This is a genomic window from Variovorax paradoxus (assembly GCF_902712855.1).
Classification (GTDB): Bacteria; Pseudomonadota; Gammaproteobacteria; order Burkholderiales; family Burkholderiaceae_C; genus Variovorax; species Variovorax paradoxus_Q.
In genome coordinates this window covers 1,097,690-1,121,572 of the sequence record NZ_LR743507.1, presented here as the reverse complement: position 1 = coordinate 1,121,572, position 23,883 = coordinate 1,097,690, and the positions used below count along the sequence as shown (strand labels likewise).

Genomic DNA, 23,883 nt, shown 5'->3' with positions numbered 1-23,883 from the left:
CGGCCTCTCCCCTCATGAACCCGAACGCGGCGTCCAAACCCGCGGAGCGCAACGGCGACGCCGCCACGCGCTCGCGCCCCTCCCGCCTTTCCCGTCTTTCCCATTGGTCGGCTTCCGCATCCGCGATGCTGGTCGCGCTGGCATCGGCCTTCGCACTGAGCCAGGCCTTCCGCACGGTCGGCGCCATGATGGCCACGCCGCTGTCCGGCCACTTCGGCCTGTCGCCGCAGCAGCTCGGCATATGGGCCGGCACTTTCCACTTCGCCTTCGGGATCATGCAGCTCGCGATGGGCGTGTCGATCGACATGTTCGGCGTGCGCCGCACGGTGCTCACCGCGTTTCCGCTCGCGGTCGCGGGCGCCGCGCTGTGCGCGGTGGCGCCGAACTACCACGTGCTGCTGCTCGGGCAGGCGCTAATCGGCGTCGGCTGCGCACCGGCGTTCCTGGCGTGCACGGTGTTCATCGCGCGGCACTTCGACGCCGCGCGCTTCACCGCCATGTCGGGCATGGTGATGAGCATGGCCGGCCTGGGCATCGTTTTCACCGGCACGCCGCTGGCGCTGCTGATCGAAGCGGCATCGTGGCGCGCGGGCTATGCGGTGCTGGCGGGCATGGCGGTGCTGTCGTGGATCGTCATCTTCTGGCGCGTGCGCGAGCCCACGCGTGCGCCAGCCTCTGCGGACAGCGTGCAGGCCGCACCGGCCGGGCGCCAGTCGCTGGGCAAGGCGGTGCGCGAACTGCTGCCGCTGTTCGCCATGCCGCACACGCTGGGGCTGGTGTGCTTCGCGTGCGTGTCCTATGCGGCGTTCATCACGCTGCGCGGCCTGTGGCTCGGGCCGGTGCTTCACGAGCGCCATGGCCTCTCGCTGGTGGCCAGCGGCAACGTGGCGCTGGTGATGACGGTGGCCGGCATGATCAGCCCGGCGCTGTTCGGCCGCATGGACCCGGGCGGCGTGGCGCGCACCCGCTGGATGATGGGCTGCGCGCTCGCCGGCGCGCTGATGTTCGCGGCCATGGCGTTCACGAATTCGAGCGCCATCGACATCGGCCTGCCGATCGTCTACGGCTTGCTCTCGGGCTACAGCGTGCTGCAGTACGCGTACACCAAGAACGCCTATCCGGCGGCCATGACGGGCCGCGCCCTGGCGCTGATGAACATGGCGATGTTTCTCGGCGTGTCGCTGATGCAGTGGACCACCGGCGTGGCCGCGTCGTGGGCGGTGGCGCATGGCGCGGAGCCGTTTCGCGCGGTGTTCCTCACGGTGGCGGGCATGCTGGCCGCGGGCACGCTCGCGTTCCTCGTGCTGCCGCGAAAGGCCGGCGCCGCCGTTCCCCCGCACTGCTGACGACGACGCCGCCGCCACGGCCGCTGCGTCATTCCTCCGCCAGGCGGCGCGCCGCCTTCTGCAGCGCCACCTTTTGCGCACGCCGTTCGGCACGGTGCGTGCGCAGGTGGCGGCCCGCCCTCTGGTTCGATTCGCCGCGAGCCATCGCGGCCACCACGGGGTTGCGCGGTGCCGCGACGGGCACCGAAAAGTAGAACCGGCCCAGGCGCTTCTTGTCGTCGCGGGCCTTTCGTTGAGCACTCATGTGCACACACTCCAGAAACAGGAAAGCCCCGGCGAATGGCTGCGCGGGGCCCTTGTCGATGGGCCTCGGCGGATGCATGGATGCACATCCGGCCGGGGCGGTCGGTGTGCGGGTCAGGTGTTCAGGAAACGGTTCATTGACTGCGTTGTGCACCAGGGAGGTCGATCGTCGCCGGGCGCGGTGAAAAGAAACTGTTGCTGAAAAACGAAGGGCGGATTCTGTCGAGCGTGTGTGCGATGCGCAAGCGCGTCGCGCAGGCCTGTGGCGCAAAGCCGACGCGCCACCGATTCGAAGCCGCATGCGAATCCAAATGCGAAACGCCCCCGTATCCGACTCAAGCGCATCGCGCCCCCGTGCTGACGGCGGTTTCCGCAGACACCTTTGAACAATCATTTCCTCAAGGAGACTTTCGATGAAAAAACTCGTGATCGCACTCGGCGTTTCGGTCCTGCTCGGCGCTTGCGCGGGCGGCATGGGCATGAGCGGCAGCGGCAGCAGCGGCATGTCGTCGAACCCGATGGTCGGCGGCGCCGCGATGTACCCGACGAAGGACATCGTCGACAACGCGGTGAACTCGAAGGACCACACCACGCTGGTCGCCGCGGTCAAGGCCGCCGGCCTGGTCGACACGCTGAAGAGCCCCGGCCCGTTCACCGTGTTCGCACCGACCAACGCGGCCTTCGCCGCACTGCCGGCCGGTACGGTCGACACGCTGCTCAAGCCGGAGAACAAGGCCACGCTGACCAAGGTGCTCACCTACCACGTGGTGCCCGGCAGGATGGACGGCCCGGCGCTCATGAGTGCCATCAACGCGGGCGGCGGCAAGGCCGTGCTGAAGACCGCCAGCGGCGGCACGCTCACCGCCACCATGAGCGGCAAGGACGTGCTGGTGACCGACGCCAAGGGCGGCACGGCGATGGTGACGATCGCCAACGTGTACCAGTCGAACGGCGTGATCCACGTGGTGAACAAGGTGCTGCTGCCGGGTTGATGCTCCCGGCAACCGGCACCGGCGTGGCGGACCTTCAGGTCCGCTGCGCCGCTTTCATCTGCTCGGCCTCGTCGCGCAGCCACTGCGCGAACTCCAGCGCGTCGCGGTTGCCTGCGGCGCGGCGCGAGGTTTCCACGAAATAGCCGCGCCTCGACGCCGCCCCTTCGCCCAGCGGCGCCACCAGGCGCCCTTCGCGCAGCAGCTCGTGCAGCAGCGGCAGCCGCCCGATGACCACGCCCTGCCCCGCCACCGCGGCGGCCACGGCATCGGCGTATTGCGTGAAGCGCAGCGTGCTCTTCATGCGCAGGTCTTCCAGCCCCATCACCTTGAGCCACGGCTCCCAGTCGGCCGTGGGTGCCTCGCTGTGGTCGGGGTAGTCGACCGTGAGCAGCGTGAGCTTCGCGAGGTCCGCGGGCACATGCAGCGCACCGGCGAGCGCGGGCGAGCACAGCGGCATCACCGTTTCCTCGAACAACGCGCGGCCCACGCCCCTGGCGATGGGCATGAGGCGGACGGCGACGTCGATGCGGCTGCGCTCCATGTCGAGCACGTCGAGCGTGGCCGACACGCGCACGTCGACCTGCGGGTGGCTGCCGGTGAAGTGCGCGAGCCGCGGAATGAGCCACAGCGAGGCGAAGCCCGGCGTGGTGGTGATGGCGACCTGCCGCGGCGCCGAGCTGGCGCGCACGCGCGCCGTGGCGTCGCGCAGCCGCTCCAGGCTGTCGGTGACGGCGCGCTGCAGCACGCCGCCAGCCTCGGTGAGCGACAGCGCGCGGTGGCGGCGCTCGAACAGCGGCACACCCAGGTGGGCCTCGAGCTGCTGGATCTGCCGGCTGACGGCCGACTGCGTGAGATGCAGTTCGCCTGCCGCCAGCGTGAAGCTCAAACGACGCGCGGCCGCCTCGAAGCTGCGCAGCAGTTCGAGCGGCGGCAGCTCGCTGACGTTGCCAGCCGCCGCGCCAAGCGTCTTCGCATTCTCTGGGTGCATGCAACGAGTTCCGAATGACCGCGTGTAAAGCCAGGGTCGGCTCACTATATTCATTCGCATCACGAATGCAATGGAGCTTGCCATGAGCGCCGACCACCGTTTTTCCGACCCTTCTTCCCATCCTTCCTCGAATGCATCGCGCTTCCATGTGAGCCTGCCCGTGCGTGCCGTCTTCGCCGTGCCCGACGGCGCGGGTGTGGGCATCGAGTGCCGCAGCGGCTCGGTATGGGTCACGCTCGACCGCGATCCGCGCGACATCGTGCTGGCGCCGGGCGAACGTTTCGAGAGCAGCGACCATCGCCGCGTGCTGGTGTCGGCGCTCGAAGCCTCGTGCATCACGGTGTCGGACGCGCAACCGGCCGCGATGCCCCTGGCGCGCCGCCCCCGCGCGCGGTCGCCTTGGCGACTCCTGCCCCACGGGTTGTCCCCGGCTTGACCATGGCCCATGGGCATCGAACCATCGATGCCCATGAGTTCTCTCGCACCGTTGGCCGCCGTCGTTCGTGACGGGCGGCTTTTTTGCGTCCGGACCTCCCCGATCTACTTTTCGTGAAGGACATGAAGATGGCAGAGGCATACATCGTTGCCGCCGCACGCACGGCCGGCGGCCGGCGCGGCGGCAAGCTCTCGGGCTGGCACCCGGCGGACCTCGCCGCGCAGGTGATCGACGCCCTCGTGGCACGCAGCGGCATCGATCCGGCGGCGGTGGAGGACGTGATCCTCGGCTGCGTGAGCCAGGTGGGCGAGCAGGCCACCAACATCGCGCGCAACGCGGTGCTGGCGTCGAAGCTGCCCGAGTCGGTGCCGGGCACCTCGGTCGACCGGCAATGCGGCTCGTCGCAGCAGGCCCTGCACTTCGCGGCGCAGGCCGTGATGTCGGGCGCGATGGACGCGGTGATCGCCGGCGGCGTCGAGAGCATGACGCGCGTGCCCATGTTCACGCCCAACGCGCTGCCGGCCAAGGCGGGCCTGGGCACCTACATGAGCCCCGCGATGAAGGCACGCTACCCCGGCGTGGAGTTCAGCCAGTTCACCGGCGCGGAGATGATCGCGAGGAACTACGGCATCGAAAAGGACGCGCTCGACCGCTATGCGCTGGAGAGCCACCAGCGTGCGATCGCGGCCACGCGCGCCGGCGCGTTCAACGAGGAGATCGTGCCCATCGAGATCCTGTTGGCCGACGGCACCGGCGCGGGCGAACGGCACACGGTGGACGAAGGCATCCGCTTCGACGCCACGCTGGAAGGCATCGCGGGCGTGAAGCTCATCGCCGAGGGCGGTCGCTGCACGGCCGCCACCGCCAGCCAGATCTGCGACGGCGCCAGCGGCGTGCTGGTGGTCAACGAGCGTGGGCTGAAGGCGCTGGGCGTGAAGCCGCTCGCGCGCATCCATCACATGAGCGTGATGGGGCACGACCCGGTCATCATGCTGGAGGCGCCGCTGCCGGCCACGCAGCGAGCGTTGAAGAAGGCAGGCATGAAGATCGGCGACATCGACCTGTACGAGGTGAACGAGGCCTTCGCGCCGGTGCCCATCGCGTGGCTGCAGGCGCTGGACGCCGACCCGGCGCGGCTGAACGTGAACGGCGGCGCCATCGCGCTGGGCCATCCACTGGGCGCCTCGGGCACCAAGCTGATGACCACGCTCGTTCATGCGCTCGGCCAGCGCGGCAAGCGCTACGGCCTGCAGACCATGTGCGAGGGCGGCGGCATGGCCAACGTCACCATCGTCGAGAGGCTCTGACGATGAGCGACCAGGCGCCCTTCATCCTGTACGCGCTGAGCGACGGCATCGCCACGCTCACGCTGAACCTGCCCGCCAAGCTCAACCCGATCGCGCGCGACCTGCAGGTGGAACTGCGCGACGCGCTGGAGCGCATCCGCGACGACCGCGCGGTGCGCGCCGTGATCCTCACGGGCGCGGGCAAGGCCTTCTGCGTGGGCGCGGACCTGAGTGCGATGTCGCCCGGCGAGGAAGGCAAGTCGCTCGGCACGCAGACGGCCGAGTGGATGCAGACGCTCAGCAATCCGCTGATCGAGACGCTGCGCACGCTGCCGGTGCCCGTGGTGGCCGCGGTGAACGGTCCGGCGGCCGGCGCGGGCGTGGGCCTGGCGCTGGCGGCCGACGTGACCATCGCGGCGCGCAGCGCCTACTTCTATCTGCCGTTCCTGCCCAAGCTCGGCATCGTTCCCGACCTGGGCTGCACCTGGGCCATTCCGCGACGCGCCGGCCGGGCGCGCGCGATGGGCATGGCGCTGCTCGACGAGCGCGTGGGCGCGGGGCGTGCCGTGCAGTGGGGGCTGATCTGGGCCTGCGCGGACGACGAACAGCTCATGGACGAAGCCAGGAGCATCGCGCAGCGGCTGGCGCGCCTGCCCGCGCATGCGGTGATCGAGGCGCGCGAAGCCTTCGACGCCTCGGAACGGCACACGTTGAAGGAACAGCTGCACTACGAGAGCGAGCGCCAGCGCGAGCTGATCGACAGCCCGAGCTTCCGCGAGGGCGTGAGCGCGTTCCTGCAGAAGCGCGCGCCGCAGTTCGACAGCCGCTGACACTCTGAAACCCCGGCACTGGCGCCTGCCTGAGGGCTGCGGGAGAATGCCCGCATGCCCATCCTCAATGCCTTCTACGCCCAGTCCGGCGGCGTCACATCGGTCATCAACGCATCGGCCTGCGGCGTCATCGAGACGGTGCGCCGGCACCCGGAACGCATCGGCAAGCTCTATGCCGGGCGCAACGGCATCATCGGTGCGCTGACAGAAGACCTGATCGATACCGGCGCCGAATCGGCCGAGGCCATCGCGGCGCTGCGCAGCACGCCTTCGGGCGCGTTCGGATCGTGCCGCTACAAGCTCAAGTCGCTCGAGAAGAACCGCCGCGAGTACGAGCGGCTCATCGAGGTGTTCAAGGCGCACGGCATCGGCTACTTCTTCTACAACGGCGGCGGCGATTCGGCCGACACCTGCTTCAAGGTGAGCCAGCTGTCGCAGTCGATGGGCTATCCGCTGCAGGCCATCCATGTGCCGAAGACCATCGACAACGACCTGCCGCTGACCGACTGCTGCCCCGGCTTCGGCTCGGTCGCGAAGTACGTGGCGGTGTCGACCATCGAGGCGTCGTTCGACGTGCGCTCGATGGCAGCCACGTCCACGAAGGTGTTCGTGCTCGAGGTCATGGGCCGGCACGCCGGCTGGATCGCGGCGGCAGGCGGGCTCGCGGCGGACCAGGGCATTCCGGTGGTGGTGCTGTTTCCCGAGATCGAGTTCGACAAGGCGCGCTTCATCGCACGCGTCGACGAGCTGGTGAAACAGCACGGCTACTGCTCGGTGGTGGTGTCCGAAGGCTGCCATCACCCCGACGGCACCTTCCTGGCCGAGCAGGGCACGCGCGATGCGTTCGGCCATGCGCAGCTCGGCGGCGCGGCGCCGGTGGTGGCGCAGATGGTGAAGGACGCGCTGGGCCACAAGTTCCACTGGGCCGTGGCCGACTACCTGCAGCGCGCGGCGCGCCACATTGCCTCGGCCACCGACGTGAAGCAGGCCTACGAGCTGGGCCGGCGCGCGGTCGAACTGGCGCTCGAAGGCCGCAACGCGGTGATGCCCACCATCGAGCGCACCTCCGACCTCCCCTATGCCTACACGCTCGGCAGCGCGCCGCTCGAAGCGGTGGCCAACGTCGAGAAGCCGATGCCGCGCGACTTCATCTCGGAGGACGGCTACGGCATCACCGAGAAGTGCCGCCGCTACCTGCTGCCGCTGATCGAGGGCGAGGACTACCCGGCCTACAGCGGCGGCCTGCCGGTGTACGTGACGCTGCAGAACGTGGCCGTGCCGAAGAAGCTGCCGGCCTTCGAGATCGCATGACCATGGCTGGCGTGGCCCCCGGCCTGATCGACGCCACGCGCTGCCCGCTGTGCGGCGAGCAAAACCGCTGCGCGATGGAGATCGAACGGGAGACCGGACAGGCGCAGCCGCCGTGCTGGTGCATGCAGGTCGACTTCAGCAACGCGCCGCTGACGAACCTGCCCGAGTCGATGCGCGGGCTCGCGTGCATCTGCGCGCGCTGCGCGACGGGCGCGCAGGTGCCTCAGGACTGAGCGGCGGCCTGCGGCGGGGATGGCGGCGGAGATTGCGCCTGCGACTGCGGCTCCGGCTGCGCCGGGTTCGCATCGTCCGACGGCGCGGGCGCCACGGCGGGGTCGGGCGCCGGCGCGGCCACCTCGCTGGCCAGCACCATGCTCGGCGCATCGCCGGGCCGCTGCTGCGTGACCACCTGGTGGATGAACTGCAGCTTGCCTACCGCCGCGCGCGGCAGCACGAAGGGGTAGTAGTCGGGCTGCCCCATGCTGCGCGACAGCTCGTTGAGCACGTTGGTCAGCCGCACCCAGCCGTTGATGAAGTCCAGGAACTTGCCCGCATCCTCGTGGTCGGGCTGCCACAGGTCGTCGGGCGTGAAGAGGTCGCTGGTGAGTTCGACGTTGGTGGCATCCACGCCGAAGCTCATCGCCGTGTCGGCGGTATCGGCCATGTGCAGGTAGTGCGCCCAGGTCTCGGCCCAGTCTTCCCAGGGGTGCGTGCTGGCGTAGCTGCTCACGAAGCGGTCGGCCCAGTCGGGCGGCGGGCCCTGGTCGTAGTGGGTCTGCAGCGCCGCGGCATAGTCGGCGCGGTCGTCGCCGAAGAGCGCGCGGAAGTCGTCGATCCACGGCGTGGGCAGCACCAGCAGGTCCCAGTAGTAGTGGCCGATCTCGTGGCGGAAGTGCCCCAGCAGCGTGCGGTAGGGCTCGCGCATCTCGGCGCGGATGCGCTCGCGCACGGCGTCCTCGGCCTCCTCGGCGTTGAGGGTGATCACGCCGTGCTGGTGGCCGGTCATGACGTGCGGACCGCCGGGCATGTTGCTGAGGAAATCGAAGGTCAGGCCGTGCGCCGGGTCGGCATGGCGGCTCACCACCGGCAGGCCGAGCGCCAGCAGTTGCGACAGCAGCCGCCGCTTGGCGGATTCGAGCTTGCGCCAGAGCTCGCCGTTGCTTTCCACCGAAAGATCGGGAATGGTGCGCGTCACGCTGCACGCGAGGCAATAGCCGGCCGCAAGGCCATGCACGTCTTCTGGCGGCGCCTCGCCCTCGCGCGCGGCGGGCACCATCCAGTTGCAGGCCGCCGCCGTCATCAGGTTGGCGCAGCGATGGTAGGTGGGGCCGCCGGGATCGCCGAACACGGTGAAAGTGTCGGGCTGCGCACCACCGCCCTCGGCCGGTGCGAGCGGCACCACGCCGAGGCGGTCGATCACGTAGCCCAGCGGCGTATGGCAGGCGAGGCATTCGCTGTTGCGAAGGAACACGGGACGCCCGCACTGGCACCGGTAGGCACGGCTGACGGTGGGCGCCGCGAGTTCGGTCGCGAGCGTGGGGGCGCCTTCCTCGGGCACGGGAGCGGCGGCGGCTTCGTTCGGTTCGGCTGTGGTGTCCATGTGGTTGTTCTGCGATTTCCTGGCACGGCGGGACGGCCGACGCATTGTGTTCCGCGCCCGGACACCGCCCGCACCGCAAACGCCGATATGCTTGTAGGACGACGGACCCCGACACATTCCGCCGCCCCATGACCTCCCCACAAGCCCCCGAAGCCGCGAGCACGCCGGCCACCCCACCATCGGCACCTTGCGCGAGCGCTATGGCGAACGCTACCGCTGGTACCTGCTGCTGTCGGTCATGGTGGGGACGATGGCGTCGATCATGTCCTCGACCATCGTCAATGTGGCGATCCCCGGCATGAGCCACCACTTCTCGCTCGGCCAGGAGCGCGCGCAGTGGGTGAGCTCGGGCTTCATGGTGGCGATGACGGTGTCGATGCTCACCACGCCCTGGCTGCTGTCGCGCTACGGCTACCGCCGCACCTACGTGGGCACGATGCTCCTGCTGCTGGTGGGCGGCATCGTGGGCGGCGTGGCCAACGACTTCTCGCTGGTGCTGCTGGCGCGCGTGGCCGAAGGGCTGGCGGCGGGCGTGGTGCAGCCCATTCCGGCCATCATCATCCTGCGCGCCTTCGAGCCGCACGAGCAGGGGCGCGCGAGCGGCATCTTCGGCATGGGCGTGGTGCTGGCGCCGGCCATCGGACCGAGCATCGGCGGGGTGCTGGTCGACCTGTTCGGCTGGCGCTCGATCTTCTTCATGGTGGTGCCGTTCTGCCTGGCCTCGATCTGGCTCGCCTACAAGTTCGTGCCCAGGACGGCGCCCGGCGGCGTGGCCGCGGTGCGCGGCAGCGGACTCGACGCGCGCGGCCTCGCGCTGGGCACGGTGGGCACGCTGTGCCTGCTGAACGGCCTGGTCGAGCTGCGCGGCGATTCGCCGCTGCAGGCCGGGCTGCTGCTGGCCGGTGCGCTGGCCTCGTTCACCGCCTTCGTGTGGTGGCAGCGCCGGCTCGCGGCCTCGGGCGGCACGCCGCTGATGAACCTGGCGCTCTTCAAGTACCGGCAGTTCGCCATGGGCAGCGTGGTCGCCTTCATCTACGGCACGGCCCTGTTCGGATCGACCTACCTGCTGCCGGTGTACATGCAGGTGGGGCTGAGCCTGTCGGCCTCGCACGTGGGCACCATCCTGCTGCCCGCGGGGCTGGTGCTCGCACTTACCATCGCCGGCGTCGGCCGTCTCGCCGACAGGCAGCCGACGTGGCTGCTGGTGACGATCGGCCTCGCGCTGCTGGCGGCCTCGTTCGCGCTGATGATGGTGCTGCGGCTGGACAGCGCGCTCTGGCTGCTGGTGGCCTTCGCGGTCATCGGGCGCATCGGGCTGGGCTTCATCCTGCCCTCGCTCAACCTGGGATCGATGCGGCCGCTGGCCAAGCCGCTCATTCCGCAGGGCGCGAGCGCCATCAACTTCGTGCGCATGCTCGGCGGCGCGGCGGGCGTGAGCCTGTGCGCCATCGTGCTCGAGTGGCGGCTCGCGGCCCACGGCGATTCGCTGGCCAACCCGGTGAGCAGCCCGGCGCGGCTGGCCGCGTTCGACGAGGTGTTCGCCATGCTGGCAGGACTGTGCGCGCTGGCGATCTGCGCGGCGTGGCAGCTGCGCCAGCAACCGGAGCCACCGGACGAGCCTGCGCGCAACACGGGGTAAACCCCGGCGGCGGATGGCAGGGCTTTCGCATTCAATTGTTTTCAGTTGTATCTCGACCGCCCCTTCCATCCCATGCATCGCAGAAATTTCATCGCCGCCTCCGCTGCGGCCGTGGCCGGCTTCGGCCCGCTGTCTTCCGTTCGCGCCGCAGAGAGCGGCGTCAGCGACACCGAGATCGTGCTCGGCCACACCGGCATCCTCAGCGGCCCGCTGGGCGCGCCCATCAAGGTGGTGATGGCCGGCGCGGGGCTGGCTTTCGACGCCGCCAATGCACAGGGCGGGCTCTCGGGCCGCAAGATCAGGCTGGTGTCGCTCGACGACGAACTGGTGCCCGAGAAGGCGGTGGCCAACTACGAGAAGCTGCTGGGCGAGCATCGCGCCTTCGCCTTCTTCGGCTGCGTGGGCTCCGGCACCACCGCGGCGGCGGCCAAGGTACTGAACCAGAGCGGCGCGCCGATGGTGGGCGGCTATGCGGTGTCAGACTCGGCACGCGACAGGGTGGCCGGTTCGGGCTATTTCGTGCGCGCCACCTTCGCACGCGAAGCGCAGGCGCTGGTGCAGCACCTGACGACCATCGGCGTCTCGCGCATCGCGGTGGCCTATCTCGACAACCCGGGTGGCGCGGAAGTGGCAAAGCTGGTCGATGCGGCGCTGGCCGCGCTGCAGCTCAAGCCCGTGGCCGCCGTGCCGGTGAAGGGCGACGGCTCGACCAACGAGAGCGCGGGCAAGACGCTGGCCGAGAGCAAGGCGCAGGCCGTCATCATGTACCTGGGCGGCGGCATCGGCGGCGAGGTCATGAAGAGCGCCTGGTCCGCGGGCGGCCGGCAGATGTTCTACGGCATGTCGATCGTGCCCGGCGACGTCACCGCGAAGCTGGTGGGCGACAAGACCAGCGGGCTGGCCATCTCGCAGGTCGTGCCGTACCCGTGGAGCGAGGTCGACGCCGGCACCAAGGAATACCGCCAGCTGGCCGAGCGCGCCAAGGTCGACATCGGCTACCTGAGCTACGAGGGCTACGTGAATGCGCAGGTGATGATCGAGGCGCTGCGCCGCACCGGGCGCGACCTCACGCGCGCCAGGCTGCACGCCACGCTCAAGAGCATGAAGCTGCGCGTGAGCAACATGGAGGTCGACTTCACCGGCGCGAGCAACACCGGCTCGCGCTTCATCGAGATGGTGCGGGTGACGAAGGAGGGCAAGTTCCTGCGCTGAACGCCCGCGCTGGACAAGGGGCGCGCCGAATCGCGTTCTAATGGCACCCATGTGCCAATTGCTAGGGATGAACTGCAACACGCCGACCGACGTGACCTTCAGCTTCACGGGGTTCGCGCAACGCGGCGGCCGCACCGACCACCACGCCGACGGCTGGGGCATCGCGTTCTTCGAGGATCGCGGGCTGCGCCACTTCGTCGACCACCAGCCGGCGTGCGAGTCGCCGGTGGCGGAGCTGATCCGCCGCTACCCCATTCAAAGCCGCAACGTCATCGCGCACATCCGCAAGGCGACGCAGGGCGAGGTCAATCTGCAGAACTGCCATCCTTTCGTGCGCGAACTGTGGGGCCGCTACTGGGTGTTCGCCCACAACGGCGACCTGAAGGACTTCCGCCCGCGGCTGCACGGCAACTTCCATCCGGTGGGCAACACCGACAGCGAGCACGCCTTCTGCTGGATCATGCAGGAGCTGGCCAAGTCGCATGCGGGCGTGCCGAGCATCGAGGAACTCACGATCACGCTGCGCGAACTCGCGCCGCAACTCGCGAGCCACGGCACCTTCAACTTCATGCTGTCCAACGGCCAGGCGCTGTGGGCGCACGCCTCCACCCACCTCTGGTACGTGGAGCGGCGCCATCCGTTCGTGACGGCGCAGCTGTCCGATGAAGACCTTGCGATCGATTTTGCGCAGCACACCACGCCCACCGACCGCGTGGCGGTGGTCGTGACAGCGCCGCTCACCACCAACGAGACGTGGACGCAGTTCGCCCCGGGCGAGCTGAATGTCTTCGTGGACGGGCAACGGATGGCGTTCGACGTGTAAACAAAAGTGCGGTCTTTTGGCTGACACTTTTTCGCAACAACGCAAGAAAGTATCGGTGGAACGCGGAAAGCAGATGAACAATAACGGTTCTCATTTGCACTTTTCCGATTGCCCATGCCTGCTCCTTCCTTCTATCTCCGGCCGACCGTGGCTGCATCGCTGCTCGCGTTCCACGCCGTCGCAGCCCTGGCCCAGACCGCCGCGACCGAGCCGGCTGCCGAAGCGTCCGCGAGCGGCACGCTGTCCACCGTCACCGTCGAGGCCAGCGCCGACGCCTCGGCCGAGGGCCTGACCAAGCCCTATGCCGGCGGCCAGGTGGCACGTGGCGGCAGAGTCGGCATCCTGGGCAACCAGGACATGATGAGCACGCCGTTCTCGAGCACCAACTACACGAACGAACTCATCCAGGACCAGCAGGCCAAGAGCGTGGCCGACGTGCTGCTGAACGACCCGTCGGTGCGCCAGGCCCGCGGCTTCGGCAACTTCCAGGAGCTCTACGTGGTGCGCGGCTTCCCCGTGTACTCGGACGACGTCTCCTACAACGGCCTGTACGGCATGCTGCCGCGCCAGTACATCACCTCCGAATTCTTCGAGCGCGTCGAGGTCTTCCGCGGCGCCAACACCTTCCTGAACGGTGCGGCCCCCGGCGGCTCCGGCATCGGCGGCGCCATCAACCTGCTGCCCAAGCGCGCGCCCAACGAACCCCTCACCCGCGTCGGCTTCGGCGTGCAGACCGGTGGCCAGGGCTACGTCAACCTAGACCTGGCTCGCCGCTTCGGTCCCGACGACAGCCTGGGCGTGCGCGTGAATGCGGTGCGCCGCGATGGCGGCACCGGCATCAGGAACGAGAGCCAGCAGGTCAGCGCCTTCGGCATCGGCCTCGACTGGCACAACCGCAACGTGCGCCTGTCGGCCGACTTCGGCTACCAGGACTTCGACCTGAAGGACGGCCGCCCGAGCCTCACGCCCTCTTCCACGCTGCCGATCCCGCGCGCGCCCGACGCCCGCACCAACTTCGCCCAGCCCTGGTCCTACTCCAAGGAAAAGGACAAGTTCGCCACCTTCCGCGGCGAAGTCGACATCACCGACAACATCACGGCCTGGGCCGCCGGCGGCGTGCGCCGCAGCGAAGAAGACAACGTGCTGTCGAACCCGACGCTGACCAACGTCTTCGGCGACACCAGCAACACGCGCTTCAGCAACACCCGCAAGGACCGCATCGGTACCGCCGAGATCGGCGTGCGCGGCAACTTCACCACCGGTCCCGTCAAGCACACGGTGGTGGCCTCGGCGGCCAAGTACAGCAACGACCGCGACAACGCCTACGCCATCTCGGCCGGCAGCGTGCGCAACAACATCTACACGCCGTATCCCTCGCCGTACCCGGTGGCCAACGGCACCGGCGGTTCTGTCGGAAACACGCTCGCAGACCCGCGCCTGACCGACAAGATCGACACCTCGAGCGTGGCCGTCGCCGACACCATGGCCTTCATGGACGACCGCCTGCTCGTCACGCTGGGCGTGCGCCGCCAGACCATCGAGCAGACCAGCTTCGCATACACCACGCTCAGGCAGACCAGCACCTACGACAAGAGCAAGACCACGCCGGTGGCCGGCATCGTGTTCAAGATCACGCCCACGGTGTCGGCGTACGCCAACTACATCGAAGGCCTGGTCAAGGGCAATGTGGCGCCTGGCACTGTGAACAACCGCCCGGTCACCAACAGCGGCGAAATCTTCGCGCCGTACCAGGCCAAGCAGAAGGAAGTCGGCGTCAAGTACGACGGCGGCACGCTCGGCGCGAGCGCTGCTTTCTTCACCACCGACCAGCCCACCTACGCCTACTCGGGCCAGACCTACGGCCTGTACGGCAAGCAGCGCAACCAGGGCCTGGAGTTCTCGGTGTTCGGCCAGCCCACCAAGGGCCTGCGCCTGCTGGGCGGCCTGACGCTGCTCGACGCCAAGCAGAAGCAGACGCAAGGCGGCGCCACCGACGGCCTCACCGCCATCGGTGTGGCCAAGCAGCAGGCCAACCTGGGCGCCGAATGGGACGTGCCCGGCCTGCGCAACCTCTCGCTGAATGCGCGCGTGCTCTACACCTCGAAGCAGTATGCCAACGCCACCAACACGCAGTCGGTGCCGTCGTGGACGCGCGTGGACATCGGCGCGCGCTACCTGGTCGACCTGGGCAACAGCCGCACGCTGACGCTGCGCGCGCGCATCGACAACCTGTTCAACAAGTCGTACTGGGCCTCGGTGGGCGGCACGCAAGGCTCCAACTACCTCGTGCTGGGTGCACCGCGCACCTTCGCGGTGAGCGGCACGATCGACTTCTGATGCGCGCCTTCGCGACCGCAGTCCACCGCTGGGCGGGACTCGCGGTCGCGTTGTTTCTGATCGTCTCGGGGCTGACCGGCGCCGTCATCTCGTGGGACCACGAGATCGACGGCTGGCTCAACCGCAAGCTCTACGACACCACGGCGCGCGGCCCGTTCAAGGACCCCTTCGAACTGGCCGCCGCCGTCGAACGGCACGACCCGCGCGCGCGGGTTGCCTACCTTCCGCTCGGCTTCGAGGAGGGCCACGCAGCCGGGTACTTCGTGCAACCGCGCACCGACCCGGCCACCGGCAAGCCCTACAGGCTCGGCTACAACCAGGTCTTCGTCGACCCGGTGACGGCCGAGGTGCGCGGGCAGCGCGACGCGAGCGCCGTGTCGCTCAGGCCCGAGACCCTGATGCCCTTCCTGCGCAAGCTGCACTACATGCTGCACGTGCCGGCAATGTGGGGCAGCGACCGCATCGGCTGGTGGATCATGGGCACGGTGGCGCTGGTGTGGCTGCTCGACAGCTTCGTGGCGCTCTACCTGACCATGCCGAGACGGTTGCGCCGGTCGGTGCAGCCGGAACACCGCCCGCCTGCCGCCTGGTGGCAACGCTGGAAGCCGGCCTGGACCGTGCGCTGGGCCGCCGGCGGCTACAAGCTCAACTTCGATCTGCACCGCGGGGTCGGGCTGTGGATCTGGCTGCTGATCGTCGTGATCGCCTTCACCTCGTTCTCGCTGAACCTCTACAAGGAGGTTTTCTATCCGGTGCTGTCGCTGGTCTCGAAGACCACGCCCGGTCCTTCGGCGCTGGTGCCGCTCGCGCCGCTGGGCACGCGCATCGAGCCGACCATCGGGTTCCGCGAGGTGGTGGCGCAGGCCGATGCGCAAGCGCGGCGCCGCGGCTGGACCACGCCGCTGGGCGGCGTGTTCTACAACGCGCGCGGCGGCTTCTACAACGTCTCGTTCTTCGACCACGCCACGCACGACGACAGCGACGGCATGGGTCTTTCGAACCTCTACATCGACGGGCGCGACGGCCACGTCATCAGCAGCAACCGGCCATGGCACGGCACCGCGGCCGACGTGTTCGCGCAGCTGCAACTGCCGCTGCATGGCGGGCGCATCCTCGGACTGCCGGGACGCATCCTGATGTCGGTGATGGGCCTGCTGGTGGCGATGCTGTCGGTCACCGGCATCGTCATCTGGGCGCGCAAGCGGCGCTCGCGCGTGCTGCAGCAGCGGCAGCGGCGAATGGCACCGCCGACGGCTGCGAAGGCCTGAGTCAGGCCTTCGCCAGATGCGCCTCCAGCGCATCGATGAACATCTTCGGCACGTCGAAGCCGGTCTGCTCGGTGATTTCCTGGAAGCAGGTCGGGCTGGTCACGTTGATCTCGGTGACCGCGTCGCCGATCACGTCGAGCCCGATCAGCAGCAGTCCGCGCGGCGCCAGGGCGCGGCCCACGGCTTCGGCGATCTCGCGGTTGCGCGGCGTGAGCGGCTGGGCCACGCCCTTGCCACCGGCCGCGAGGTTGCCGCGCACCTCGGTGCCCTGCGGAATGCGCGCCAGCACGAAGGGCGCCGGCTCGCCCGCGATGATCAGGATGCGTTTGTCGCCCTGCACCACCTCCGGCACGAAGCGCTGCACCATGATGGTCTCGGCGCCGTCCTTGTTGAGCGTCTCGACGATGGAGCCGAGGTTCAGCGCGTCCTGCTTCACCCGGAAGATGCCCATGCCGCCCATGCCGTCGAGCGGCTTCAGGATGATGTCGCCGTGCTCCGCGTGGAAGTCGCGCACGGCCCCCGCGCTGCGCGTGACCAGGGTGGGCGTGACGAACTGCGGAAACTCCATGATCGCGAGCTTCTCGGGGTGGTCGCGCAGCGCGCGCGGCGAGTTGACCACCTGCGCGCCCTCGCGCTCGGCCTGCTGCAGCAGGTGCGTCGCGTAGATGTACTCGGCGTCGAAGGGCGGGTCCTTGCGCATCAGCACGGCGTCGAAGTCCTTCAGCGCCTTGGCTTCGGTGATGTCGACCGTGTACCAGTCCCTGGCATCGCCGGTGAGCGTGATCTGCCGGACCGTCGCCGTCACCTGGCCGCCCGACTTCCACTGGATGTCCTGGGGCAGGCAGGCCGCGATGCGATGGCCGCGGCGCTGGGCCTCGCGCATCATCGAGAAGGTCGTGTCCTTGTAGATCTTGAACTGGTCGAGCGGATCGGCGACGAAGAGGATGTTTTTCATCAGATGTTCTTTCCGGCGCCGGGAGCGGCGGCCTCTGGGGTATCGGGCGCGATGTTGCCGGAAGCGGCGATGTCCTTGCCGGCGGGGGCCTTTTCGACGGCCGGCGCCCGGCGCCCGAGTTGCTGCACCGCCAGCGCCACCGCGCCGGCCACCACACCCCAGAAAGCCGAGCCGATGCCTGCCAGCGTGACGCCAGAGAGCGTCACCAGGAAGGTGATGAGCGCCGCCTCGCGGTGCGACTCGTCGCGCACCGCGGCCGCCAGACCGCCGCCGATCGTGCCCAGCAGCGCCAGCCCGGCGATGGCCGCGACCAGTTCCTTGGGAAACGCGGTGAGCAGGCCCGTGACAGCCGCTCCGAACAGCCCGATCACCACGTAGATGGCGCCGCAGCTCACTGCCGCCGTGTAGCGCCGCGCCGGGTCTTCGTGCGCCTCGCGGCCCATGCAGATGGCCGCGGTGATGGCGCTCAGGTTGAGCGCGAAGGCGCCGAACGGGGCCAGCACCAGCGTGGTCAGCCCGCTGATGGTGATGAGCTTGCTGACCGGCAGGTCGCCGTAGCCGGCTGCGCGAATGGCGGCCACGCCCGGCAGGTTCTGCGAGGCCATGGTCACAACGAACAGCGGCAGCGCCAGGCTGACGATGGCCTGCCACGTGAAGACCGGCATCGTGAACACCGGCCAGGTCAGCGAGAAATGCACGCCCGACCAGGCCAGCTGGCCGCGCGCCGCCACGAAGACGGTGGCCACCAGCAGCGTGAGCGGTACGGCGTAGCGCGGCAGCAGCCGCTTGGTTGCAAGGTAAGTGCCGAGCATCAGCAGCACCAGCGGGAGCGCGGTCTGCGCGGCGATGAATGCGCCGAGCCCGAAGCGCGCCAGCACACCCGCGAGCAGCGCGGAGGCGATGGCCATCGGAATCCGGTTCATCACGCGCTCGAACCAGCCGGTGGCGCCCGCAAGCACCACCAGCACCGCGCAGACGATGAACGCGCCCACCGCCTCGTTCATGCTGTGGCCCATGCCGGCCACTGCCAGCACGGCCGCGCCGGGCGTGCTCCAGGCGATCATCACCGGCTTGCGCCACCACAGCGACGGCAGCGCGGACGCCAGTCCCATCCCGAGGCCCAGCGCCCACATCCAAGAAGCCGCCAGCTCGGGCGTGGCGCCGAAGGCCTGCGCAGCCTGGAACACGATGGCCACCGAACTCGTGAAACCCACGAGCACGGCGACGAAGCCCGCGGTGAAAGCGGAGAGGCTCAGGTCCTTGAAAAAACGCATCGCGCGATTGTGCCGGGAGGCCGGCACGGCCGCATCCAGCCGCCTCGAAGGTTCAGGCCGCGCCCAGGTAGGCCTTCGCCAGCGCGCCGTCCGCGGCGATCTCCGATGCGCTGCCCTGTGACACGATGCGCCCGCCTTCCATCACATAGGCCCGGTCGCACAGCGCCAGCGCCAGCGCAGCCATCTGGTCGACCAGCAGCACCGTGAGCCCTTCGGCCCTCAAGCTGTCGAGCGCGTCGAACAGCTCCGCGATGATCTTCGGTGCCAGTCCCAGCGAAGGCTCGTCGAGCAGCAGCACGCGCGGCCGCGACATCAGCCCGCGCGCGATGGCCAGCATCTGCTGCTCGCCGCCCGAGAGCAACCCGGCGCGCTGGTGCAGCCGCTCGCGCAGGCGCGGGAAGCGCCCGAGCATGGCTTCGGTGCGCGCGTCGATGTCGCGGCCGTCCAGGAAGGCGCCCAGGCGGATGTTGTCGCGCACGCTGAGCTCGGGGAACACCTGCCGCCCCTCGGGCACCAGCACCAGCCCGCGCGCCACGATGCGCTCGGCCGGCAGGCCCGCGAGCTCCGTGCCTTCGAGGTGGATGCCGCCGCGCACCGGCCGGTGCAGTCCGGCCAGCGAGCGCATCAATGTCGACTTGCCCGCGCCGTTGGCGCCCAGCAGCGCCACCAGTTCGCCGCGACGCACGCGCAGGTCGATGCCGTGCAGCACCGGCTCGGCACCGTAGCCCGCAACCAGTGCGCCGATGCCGAGCACCTCCGGTGCATCCGCCGGCAATGGGGAGCGCGGCGCTTTCGTGGATGAATCGGCTGTCAGCGCTTCGCCCAGGTACGCCTTGCGCACCGCCGGGTCGGCCTGGATCGCGGTGACATCGCCCACCGCCAGCCGCTGTCCCGCATCGAGCACCACGAGGTGGTCGGAGATGTCCATCACCAGTTCCATGTCGTGCTCGACCAGCAGCACGCCGATGCCCGCCGCCGCGATGCGCTGCAGCAGCGCCGCGAGCCGCGTCTTGTCTTCGCGCGACAGGCCGGCGGCGGGCTCGTCGAGCAGCAGCGCCTGCGGTGATGTGGCCAGCGCGCGTGCGATTTCGACGAGGCGGCGGTCGACGTGTGCGAGGCCGTCGGCCGGCGTGTCGGGTGAGCCCGCATAACCGCAGAAGGCCAGCAGCCGGCGGGCCTGCGCGCGCGCTTCGCCCGACCGGTAGCGCCGCGCGGCCAGCAACGGCCCGAGCGTGCCGCGCCCCAGCGCGAGCGCCACGTTGTCTTCCACGCTCAGGCTGCCGAAGAGTTGCGAGGTCTGGTAGGTGCGCGCCACCCCGGCGCGCGCGATGCGAAAGGCGCGCAGCCCCTGCAGCGGCTCGTCTCCCAGGCGGAAGCCGCCACCCGTGGGCCTGTAGAAGCCGCTGAGCATGTTGAGAACGGTCGTCTTGCCCGCGCCGTTCGGCCCGATCAGGCTGGTGATGCCGCCCGCGTGCGTGCCGAAGGCCAGGCCGCTCACGGCGCGCACGCCGCCGAACTGCATCGTGAGGCCGTCGGTGCGGATCGGTGCGCCGACCTTGCGCGGTGCCAGGCCCGCGCCGTCGCGTTGCAGCGGCGGCGCCATCGGCCGCACGGCGAAGCGCCCCATCGCGCGGCGCCACAAACCCGCGGCACCGTCGGGCGCCGCCCACAGCACGACCAGCAACAGCACGCCGAAGAACAGCAGCCGGTACTCCTCGAGACTCGCGAGCACCTCGGGCAGCAGCGCCACCACGAGCGCGCCGACCAACGGCCCCGCGACCGAACCCGCGCCGCCGATCATCACCACCAGCACGAAAAGAATCGACTGGCCGAAGCCGAAGGTGTGCGGCGTGACAAAGCCGGACAGCGGCGCGAACAGCCCGCCCGCTGCGCCCGCGCACAGCGCCGACAGCGCAAAGGCGACCGTCTTGATGCGCAGCGGATCGAGCCCGATCGACTCGGCGGCCGTCTCGCTGTCGCGCACCGCGCGCATCGCCGCGCCCCAGCCGCCGCGCGACAGCAGCGCGAAGGCCGCAAGCGCCACGCCGGCCGTGAGCACGGCCAGCATGGCCGCCGCGCGCTCGCCCTGCGCCAGCCCGAACAGCGATGGCCCCGCGATGCCCATGATGCCGTTCTGCCCACCCGTGAGGTCGCGCGCCTCGACGATGGCGTGCTCCACGATGAAGCCGAAGGCGATGGTGATCATCGCCAGGTACGGCCCCTTCGCGCGCAGCGCGGGCAATGCGAGCAGGGCGCCCATCGCACCCGCGACGAGCGCGCCCACCGGCCATGCGGCCCAGAAGCTCCAGCCCGCCTTGCTCGTGAGGATCGCGACCGCATAGGCGCCGATCGCATAGAAGCCGACGTGCCCGAACGACATCTGGCCCGTGAGCCCGAGCAGCACGTTGAGGCCGATGCCCACGATCGCGAACAGCGCGACGTTGGCAAGCACGAAGACGTAGTAGCCGTTGACCGTGGCCGCGAGCGCGACGCCCACCACCATCGCAACCACGAGCCCGAGAAGCGCGGGCCAGCGCAGGCCTGCCGCGCTCATACCTTCTTCACCGCCGCGCGGCCGAAGAGCCCCTGCGGCCGCAGCGCGAGCACCACGATCACCAGGCCGAAAGTCAGGATCTGCGTGTAGCCCGAACCCAGCGTGGCGGTGACGAGCGCCTCGGCCAGGCCGAAGAGCAGCCCCGCGCCCATTACGCCCCAGGCGCTGGTGATGCCGCCGAGGATCGCGACCGCGAAGGCCTTCAGGCCGAAGAGCGTGCCCATGTCGGCCTGCACGTTGAACAGCGGCGCGATCAGCACGCCCGCCACGCCCGCGAACACCGCCGACAGCGCAAAGGCCGCGGCCACCGCGCGCCGGATCGGGATGCCCATGAGCCGCGCAGCCGCCGGGTTCTGCACCACGGCCAGCATGCCCACGCCCCAGCGCGTGCGCCGCGCCACCACATGCAGCGCCGCGGCCAGCGCGAGGCCGGCCAGGGGGATCAGCAACTGCAGCGGGTACACGCCCAGCCTCACGTCGCCGACCTGCAGCGGCGTGAGCGCCAGCGGTGACGGCAGGCTGCGCGGTTCCTTGCCGAAGGTGAACATCACGAGGTTGTCGACCACGATGCCCAGCGCCACGGTGGCCATCAGCCAGCTCTCGGACCCGCGGCTCGCAAAGGGCCGCACCGCCGCGAACTCGACCGCCAGCCCGTACACGCCGCACAGCGCCAGCGCGAGCACGATGGCCAGCGGCATCGGCCAGCCCAGCGTCTGCGCGAACCAGAACGTGAAGACCGCGCCCAACATCATCGCGCTGCCCTGCGCGAAGTTGACAGTGCCCGAAACGGCGAAGGTGACGTAGAAGCCCAGGGCGATCAGCCCGTACATGCTCCCCAGCCCCAACCCGCTGATCCATGCGGAAAGCAGCATTGCGCGCGGTCCTTTTCTTTCGTCCCTGTCGTGCTTACTTCGACGCGACCAGGCCCACGGGCAGGATGCGGTTGTCGATGAACTGCGCCCACACGTAGTCGCCGGCGGTGACGGCGTCGTGCACCGCGGGCGAGAAAGGCTTGTCGTAGGTCTTGATGAGGCCTTCGTACCTGCCGATCTTGTAGAACCCCTGGCGCACCGCATCGCCGTCGGTCGAGCCGGCCGCGGCAATGGCCAGCGCGGCCAGCTGCATGCCGTCGTAGGCGTTGGCCACGCCCACCGCGGGCGTGATGTCGTCCGGGCCCTTGATGGCCGGATACCTGGCCTTGAGCGCGGCGATCACCTTCTCGCCCACCGGCGACTGCTTGCCGAAGAAGCTGTAGGTCTGCACGAAGTGCACGTTCTTGCCGTTGGGGCCGGCCAGCTCGGTGAATCGGCCGCCCGCGGGCCCCCAGTGGGACACGATGGGCACCTGCCAGCCCATGCGGTCGAGCGACTTCACCACCTGCGCCGAAGGACCGACGTTGCCGACCATGAAGAGCGTGTCGGCGCCAGCGGCCTTCAGGCGCGTGAGCTGCGGCACCACGTCGACGTCGTTGCCGTCGAACTTCTCCACGCCCACGGCCTTCAGGCCCTTGGCGGCGAGCGCCGCATGCAGGCCCTTCTCGTTCGATTCGCCCCACGGGTTGTTCACCAGGATCATGCCGAACCTGCTGGCCTTGAAGGTCTTCTGGGCGTAGTCGAGCATGCCCACGTTGACGATCTCGTCGACCGCCGACACGCGGAAGGCATAGTTGGGATTGGCGCCGTTCTTCGTGATCGGCGTGCCCGCCGCCCAGGGGCCCATGAAAGGGGTCTTCTCCTGGTTGGCGATGGGCACGATGGCCATCGACACCGGCGTGTCGAGCCCGCCGAAGAGCACCGCCACCTTCTCCTTGAAGATCAGTTCGCGCGCGGCCACCACGCCCTTGGCGGGGTTGGCCTCGTCGTCGCGGCGCACCAGCTCGAGCTTGCGCCCGCCCAGCAGGCCGCCCTTGGCGTTGATCTCGTCGATGGCCACGGTAAGGCCGCGCGTGATGGCTTCGCCGGCCAGTGCCGACTGGCCCGACAGCGCCGTGACCAGGCCGACCCTGATCGGCTCGGCGGCGAAGGCCGCACCGTGGGAAAGGCAGGCAGCGGCAACGGCAACGGCTGCAAGGCACAACGTGCGGCGGTTGAAGCGAGGCGAACGGGACATGGCGGACTCCTGGGTCGAAGAGAAGCAGGGGATGGACAGGGATGAGGCACCCAACAAGGTGCATCGAAATGCGCCGAAGCGACTGGCCAGCCCGGATGCAAGCGGCATGCCAAGTTGACAATTCATCATTCAAATTGTCGACAATTTATATTCGAGCGTGTCGACGATCGGGCACAGGAATTGCACGATTCCGCCACGACATACCGCCGTGCACCGCCATGGCTCACAACGACTGGAGAACCGCATGACCACACCCGCCGCACCAGCACCCCACACGCTCGACCCCGCCGCGGTGGTCGACGAATTCCTTCGCCTCGTGATGATTCCCGACCCGCAGTCGGCCTCGCGCTTCACCGCGCCCGACATCCGCATCCGCTTCACCGGCAACCGCCCGATGAGCGCGCCGGGCGACACCTCGGCCTTCAATGCGAAGCGCTATGCATGGGTCAAGAAGAAGATCGAGCGCACCGAAACGGTGGCCGGCGGCACGCCCGAGGACACCGTGGTCTACAGCCTCGGCACGCTGTATGGCGCATGGCCCGACGGCACCGCGTTCGAAGGCAACCGCTATGTCGACCGCTACGTGGTTCGCCACGGGCTCATCGTGCAGATGGACGTGTGGAACGACAGCGCGGAATGGCTGCTGGTGCGCGCCGGTCTCGCCGTGCTGTGAGGCTGCG

21 protein-coding genes are annotated in these 23,883 nt (G+C 69.3%); 13 read left to right on the top strand and 8 right to left on the bottom strand.

The window, feature by feature from the left end:
• Nucleotides 1–14 precede the first annotated feature (14 nt).
• Complete coding sequence (locus AACL56_RS05185) at nt 15–1,346, top strand: MFS transporter (protein ID WP_339088760.1); 1,332 nt, start codon at nt 15–17, stop codon at nt 1,344–1,346.
• Between the two features lie 28 nt (nt 1,347–1,374).
• Here the strand turns inward: AACL56_RS05185 and AACL56_RS05180 are convergent, their stop codons facing one another.
• Nucleotides 1,375–1,590, bottom strand: coding sequence for a hypothetical protein (locus AACL56_RS05180; RefSeq protein WP_339088759.1), 216 nt, complete (start codon nt 1,588–1,590; stop codon nt 1,375–1,377).
• Nucleotides 1,591–2,002: 412 nt separating this feature from the next.
• On the opposite strand from AACL56_RS05180, the gene AACL56_RS05175 reads away from it, so the two are divergent.
• Nucleotides 2,003–2,581, top strand: a complete 579-nt coding sequence (locus tag AACL56_RS05175; RefSeq protein WP_425336987.1) for a fasciclin domain-containing protein — start codon at nt 2,003–2,005, stop codon at nt 2,579–2,581.
• A 34-nt stretch (nt 2,582–2,615) separates the two neighbouring features.
• On the opposite strand, the gene AACL56_RS05170 is transcribed toward AACL56_RS05175, so the two are convergent.
• Nucleotides 2,616–3,569: a LysR substrate-binding domain-containing protein gene (locus AACL56_RS05170; RefSeq protein WP_339088758.1), complete on the bottom strand. Its 954-nt coding sequence runs from the start codon at nt 3,567–3,569 to the stop codon at nt 2,616–2,618.
• Nucleotides 3,570–3,651: 82 nt separating this feature from the next.
• Between AACL56_RS05170 and AACL56_RS05165 the strand changes: the two genes are divergently transcribed.
• The 5 genes from AACL56_RS05165 to AACL56_RS05145 all read left to right on the top strand — a co-directional run bounded on the left by AACL56_RS05165 (nt 3,652) and on the right by AACL56_RS05145 (nt 7,665).
• Entirely contained in the window at nt 3,652–4,005 is a 354-nt protein-coding gene (locus AACL56_RS05165; RefSeq protein ID WP_339088757.1) for a DUF2917 domain-containing protein, read from the top strand.
• A gap of 128 nt (nt 4,006–4,133) precedes the next feature.
• Entirely contained in the window at nt 4,134–5,312 is a 1,179-nt protein-coding gene (locus AACL56_RS05160; RefSeq protein WP_339088756.1) for an acetyl-CoA C-acetyltransferase, read from the top strand.
• A gap of 2 nt (nt 5,313–5,314) precedes the next feature.
• Nucleotides 5,315–6,121, top strand: coding sequence for an enoyl-CoA hydratase-related protein (locus AACL56_RS05155; RefSeq protein ID WP_339088755.1), 807 nt, complete (start codon nt 5,315–5,317; stop codon nt 6,119–6,121).
• Nucleotides 6,122–6,175: 54 nt separating this feature from the next.
• Complete coding sequence (locus tag AACL56_RS05150) at nt 6,176–7,432, top strand: 6-phosphofructokinase (protein WP_339088754.1); 1,257 nt, start codon at nt 6,176–6,178, stop codon at nt 7,430–7,432.
• Nucleotides 7,429–7,665 (top strand): cysteine-rich CWC family protein, encoded by a 237-nt coding sequence (locus AACL56_RS05145; RefSeq protein WP_339088753.1) that lies wholly within the window; start codon nt 7,429–7,431, stop codon nt 7,663–7,665. Before AACL56_RS05150 ends, AACL56_RS05145 begins: the two co-directional genes overlap by 4 nt.
• On the opposite strand, the gene AACL56_RS05140 is transcribed toward AACL56_RS05145, so the two are convergent.
• Entirely contained in the window at nt 7,656–9,032 is a 1,377-nt protein-coding gene (locus AACL56_RS05140) for a zinc-binding metallopeptidase family protein (RefSeq protein WP_339088752.1), read from the bottom strand. The two genes, AACL56_RS05145 and AACL56_RS05140, sit on opposite strands and share 10 nt — an antisense overlap.
• A 187-nt stretch (nt 9,033–9,219) precedes the next feature.
• On the opposite strand from AACL56_RS05140, the gene AACL56_RS05135 reads away from it, so the two are divergent.
• From AACL56_RS05135 to AACL56_RS05115, 5 genes are all read left to right on the top strand, one after another.
• On the top strand, nt 9,220–10,671 hold the full coding sequence (locus tag AACL56_RS05135) for a DHA2 family efflux MFS transporter permease subunit (RefSeq protein ID WP_425336986.1): 1,452 nt from the start codon (nt 9,220–9,222) through the stop codon (nt 10,669–10,671).
• 72 nt (nt 10,672–10,743) lie between these two features.
• Nucleotides 10,744–11,883 (top strand): ABC transporter substrate-binding protein, encoded by a 1,140-nt coding sequence (locus AACL56_RS05130; RefSeq protein ID WP_339088751.1) that lies wholly within the window; start codon nt 10,744–10,746, stop codon nt 11,881–11,883.
• 49 nt (nt 11,884–11,932) lie between these two features.
• Complete coding sequence (locus tag AACL56_RS05125) at nt 11,933–12,706, top strand: class II glutamine amidotransferase (RefSeq protein ID WP_339088750.1); 774 nt, start codon at nt 11,933–11,935, stop codon at nt 12,704–12,706.
• A 114-nt stretch (nt 12,707–12,820) separates the two neighbouring features.
• Nucleotides 12,821–15,043: a TonB-dependent receptor gene (locus AACL56_RS05120; RefSeq protein ID WP_339088749.1), complete on the top strand. Its 2,223-nt coding sequence runs from the start codon at nt 12,821–12,823 to the stop codon at nt 15,041–15,043.
• Entirely contained in the window at nt 15,043–16,311 is a 1,269-nt protein-coding gene (locus AACL56_RS05115) for a PepSY-associated TM helix domain-containing protein (protein WP_339088748.1), read from the top strand. Before AACL56_RS05120 ends, AACL56_RS05115 begins: the two co-directional genes overlap by 1 nt.
• A gap of 1 nt (nt 16,312) precedes the next feature.
• Here AACL56_RS05115 and gshB read toward each other — a convergent pair whose 3' ends face one another.
• From gshB to AACL56_RS05090, 5 genes are read right to left on the bottom strand one after another with little or no spacing between them, the layout of a single operon-like run.
• Complete coding sequence (gene gshB, locus AACL56_RS05110; RefSeq protein WP_339088747.1) at nt 16,313–17,266, bottom strand: glutathione synthase; 954 nt, start codon at nt 17,264–17,266, stop codon at nt 16,313–16,315.
• Entirely contained in the window at nt 17,266–18,540 is a 1,275-nt protein-coding gene (locus AACL56_RS05105; protein WP_339088746.1) for a benzoate/H(+) symporter BenE family transporter, read from the bottom strand. The genes gshB and AACL56_RS05105 overlap by 1 nt, the downstream gene beginning before the upstream one ends.
• Nucleotides 18,541–18,592: 52 nt before the next feature.
• Nucleotides 18,593–21,094, bottom strand: a complete 2,502-nt coding sequence (locus tag AACL56_RS05100; RefSeq protein WP_339088745.1) for a branched-chain amino acid ABC transporter ATP-binding protein/permease — start codon at nt 21,092–21,094, stop codon at nt 18,593–18,595.
• Nucleotides 21,091–21,966, bottom strand: a complete 876-nt coding sequence (locus AACL56_RS05095) for a branched-chain amino acid ABC transporter permease (RefSeq protein ID WP_339088744.1) — start codon at nt 21,964–21,966, stop codon at nt 21,091–21,093. The genes AACL56_RS05100 and AACL56_RS05095 overlap by 4 nt, the downstream gene beginning before the upstream one ends.
• Nucleotides 21,967–22,000: 34 nt before the next feature.
• Nucleotides 22,001–23,203: an ABC transporter substrate-binding protein gene (locus AACL56_RS05090; protein ID WP_339088743.1), complete on the bottom strand. Its 1,203-nt coding sequence runs from the start codon at nt 23,201–23,203 to the stop codon at nt 22,001–22,003.
• 244 nt (nt 23,204–23,447) lie between these two features.
• On the opposite strand from AACL56_RS05090, the gene AACL56_RS05085 reads away from it, so the two are divergent.
• A complete protein-coding gene (locus AACL56_RS05085; protein WP_339088742.1) occupies nt 23,448–23,876 on the top strand; it encodes a nuclear transport factor 2 family protein in 429 nt (142 codons plus the stop codon).
• Nucleotides 23,877–23,883 lie beyond the last annotated feature (7 nt).

Coding starts and splice junctions, on each gene's coding strand:
- AACL56_RS05185 (WP_339088760.1), top strand. CDS start 15: ATGAACCCGAACGCGGCGTCCAAACCCGCGGAGCGCAACGGCGACGCC.
- AACL56_RS05180 (WP_339088759.1), bottom strand. CDS start 1,590: ATGAGTGCTCAACGAAAGGCCCGCGACGACAAGAAGCGCCTGGGCCGG.
- AACL56_RS05175 (WP_425336987.1), top strand. CDS start 2,003: ATGAAAAAACTCGTGATCGCACTCGGCGTTTCGGTCCTGCTCGGCGCT.
- AACL56_RS05170 (WP_339088758.1), bottom strand. CDS start 3,569: ATGCACCCAGAGAATGCGAAGACGCTTGGCGCGGCGGCTGGCAACGTC.
- AACL56_RS05165 (WP_339088757.1), top strand. CDS start 3,652: ATGAGCGCCGACCACCGTTTTTCCGACCCTTCTTCCCATCCTTCCTCG.
- AACL56_RS05160 (WP_339088756.1), top strand. CDS start 4,134: ATGGCAGAGGCATACATCGTTGCCGCCGCACGCACGGCCGGCGGCCGG.
- AACL56_RS05155 (WP_339088755.1), top strand. CDS start 5,315: ATGAGCGACCAGGCGCCCTTCATCCTGTACGCGCTGAGCGACGGCATC.
- AACL56_RS05150 (WP_339088754.1), top strand. CDS start 6,176: ATGCCCATCCTCAATGCCTTCTACGCCCAGTCCGGCGGCGTCACATCG.
- AACL56_RS05145 (WP_339088753.1), top strand. CDS start 7,429: ATGACCATGGCTGGCGTGGCCCCCGGCCTGATCGACGCCACGCGCTGC.
- AACL56_RS05140 (WP_339088752.1), bottom strand. CDS start 9,032: ATGGACACCACAGCCGAACCGAACGAAGCCGCCGCCGCTCCCGTGCCC.
- AACL56_RS05130 (WP_339088751.1), top strand. CDS start 10,744: ATGCATCGCAGAAATTTCATCGCCGCCTCCGCTGCGGCCGTGGCCGGC.
- AACL56_RS05125 (WP_339088750.1), top strand. CDS start 11,933: ATGTGCCAATTGCTAGGGATGAACTGCAACACGCCGACCGACGTGACC.
- AACL56_RS05120 (WP_339088749.1), top strand. CDS start 12,821: ATGCCTGCTCCTTCCTTCTATCTCCGGCCGACCGTGGCTGCATCGCTG.
- AACL56_RS05115 (WP_339088748.1), top strand. CDS start 15,043: ATGCGCGCCTTCGCGACCGCAGTCCACCGCTGGGCGGGACTCGCGGTC.
- gshB (WP_339088747.1), bottom strand. CDS start 17,266: ATGAAAAACATCCTCTTCGTCGCCGATCCGCTCGACCAGTTCAAGATC.
- AACL56_RS05105 (WP_339088746.1), bottom strand. CDS start 18,540: ATGCGTTTTTTCAAGGACCTGAGCCTCTCCGCTTTCACCGCGGGCTTC.
- AACL56_RS05100 (WP_339088745.1), bottom strand. CDS start 21,094: ATGAGCGCGGCAGGCCTGCGCTGGCCCGCGCTTCTCGGGCTCGTGGTT.
- AACL56_RS05095 (WP_339088744.1), bottom strand. CDS start 21,966: ATGCTGCTTTCCGCATGGATCAGCGGGTTGGGGCTGGGGAGCATGTAC.
- AACL56_RS05090 (WP_339088743.1), bottom strand. CDS start 23,203: ATGTCCCGTTCGCCTCGCTTCAACCGCCGCACGTTGTGCCTTGCAGCC.
- AACL56_RS05085 (WP_339088742.1), top strand. CDS start 23,448: ATGACCACACCCGCCGCACCAGCACCCCACACGCTCGACCCCGCCGCG.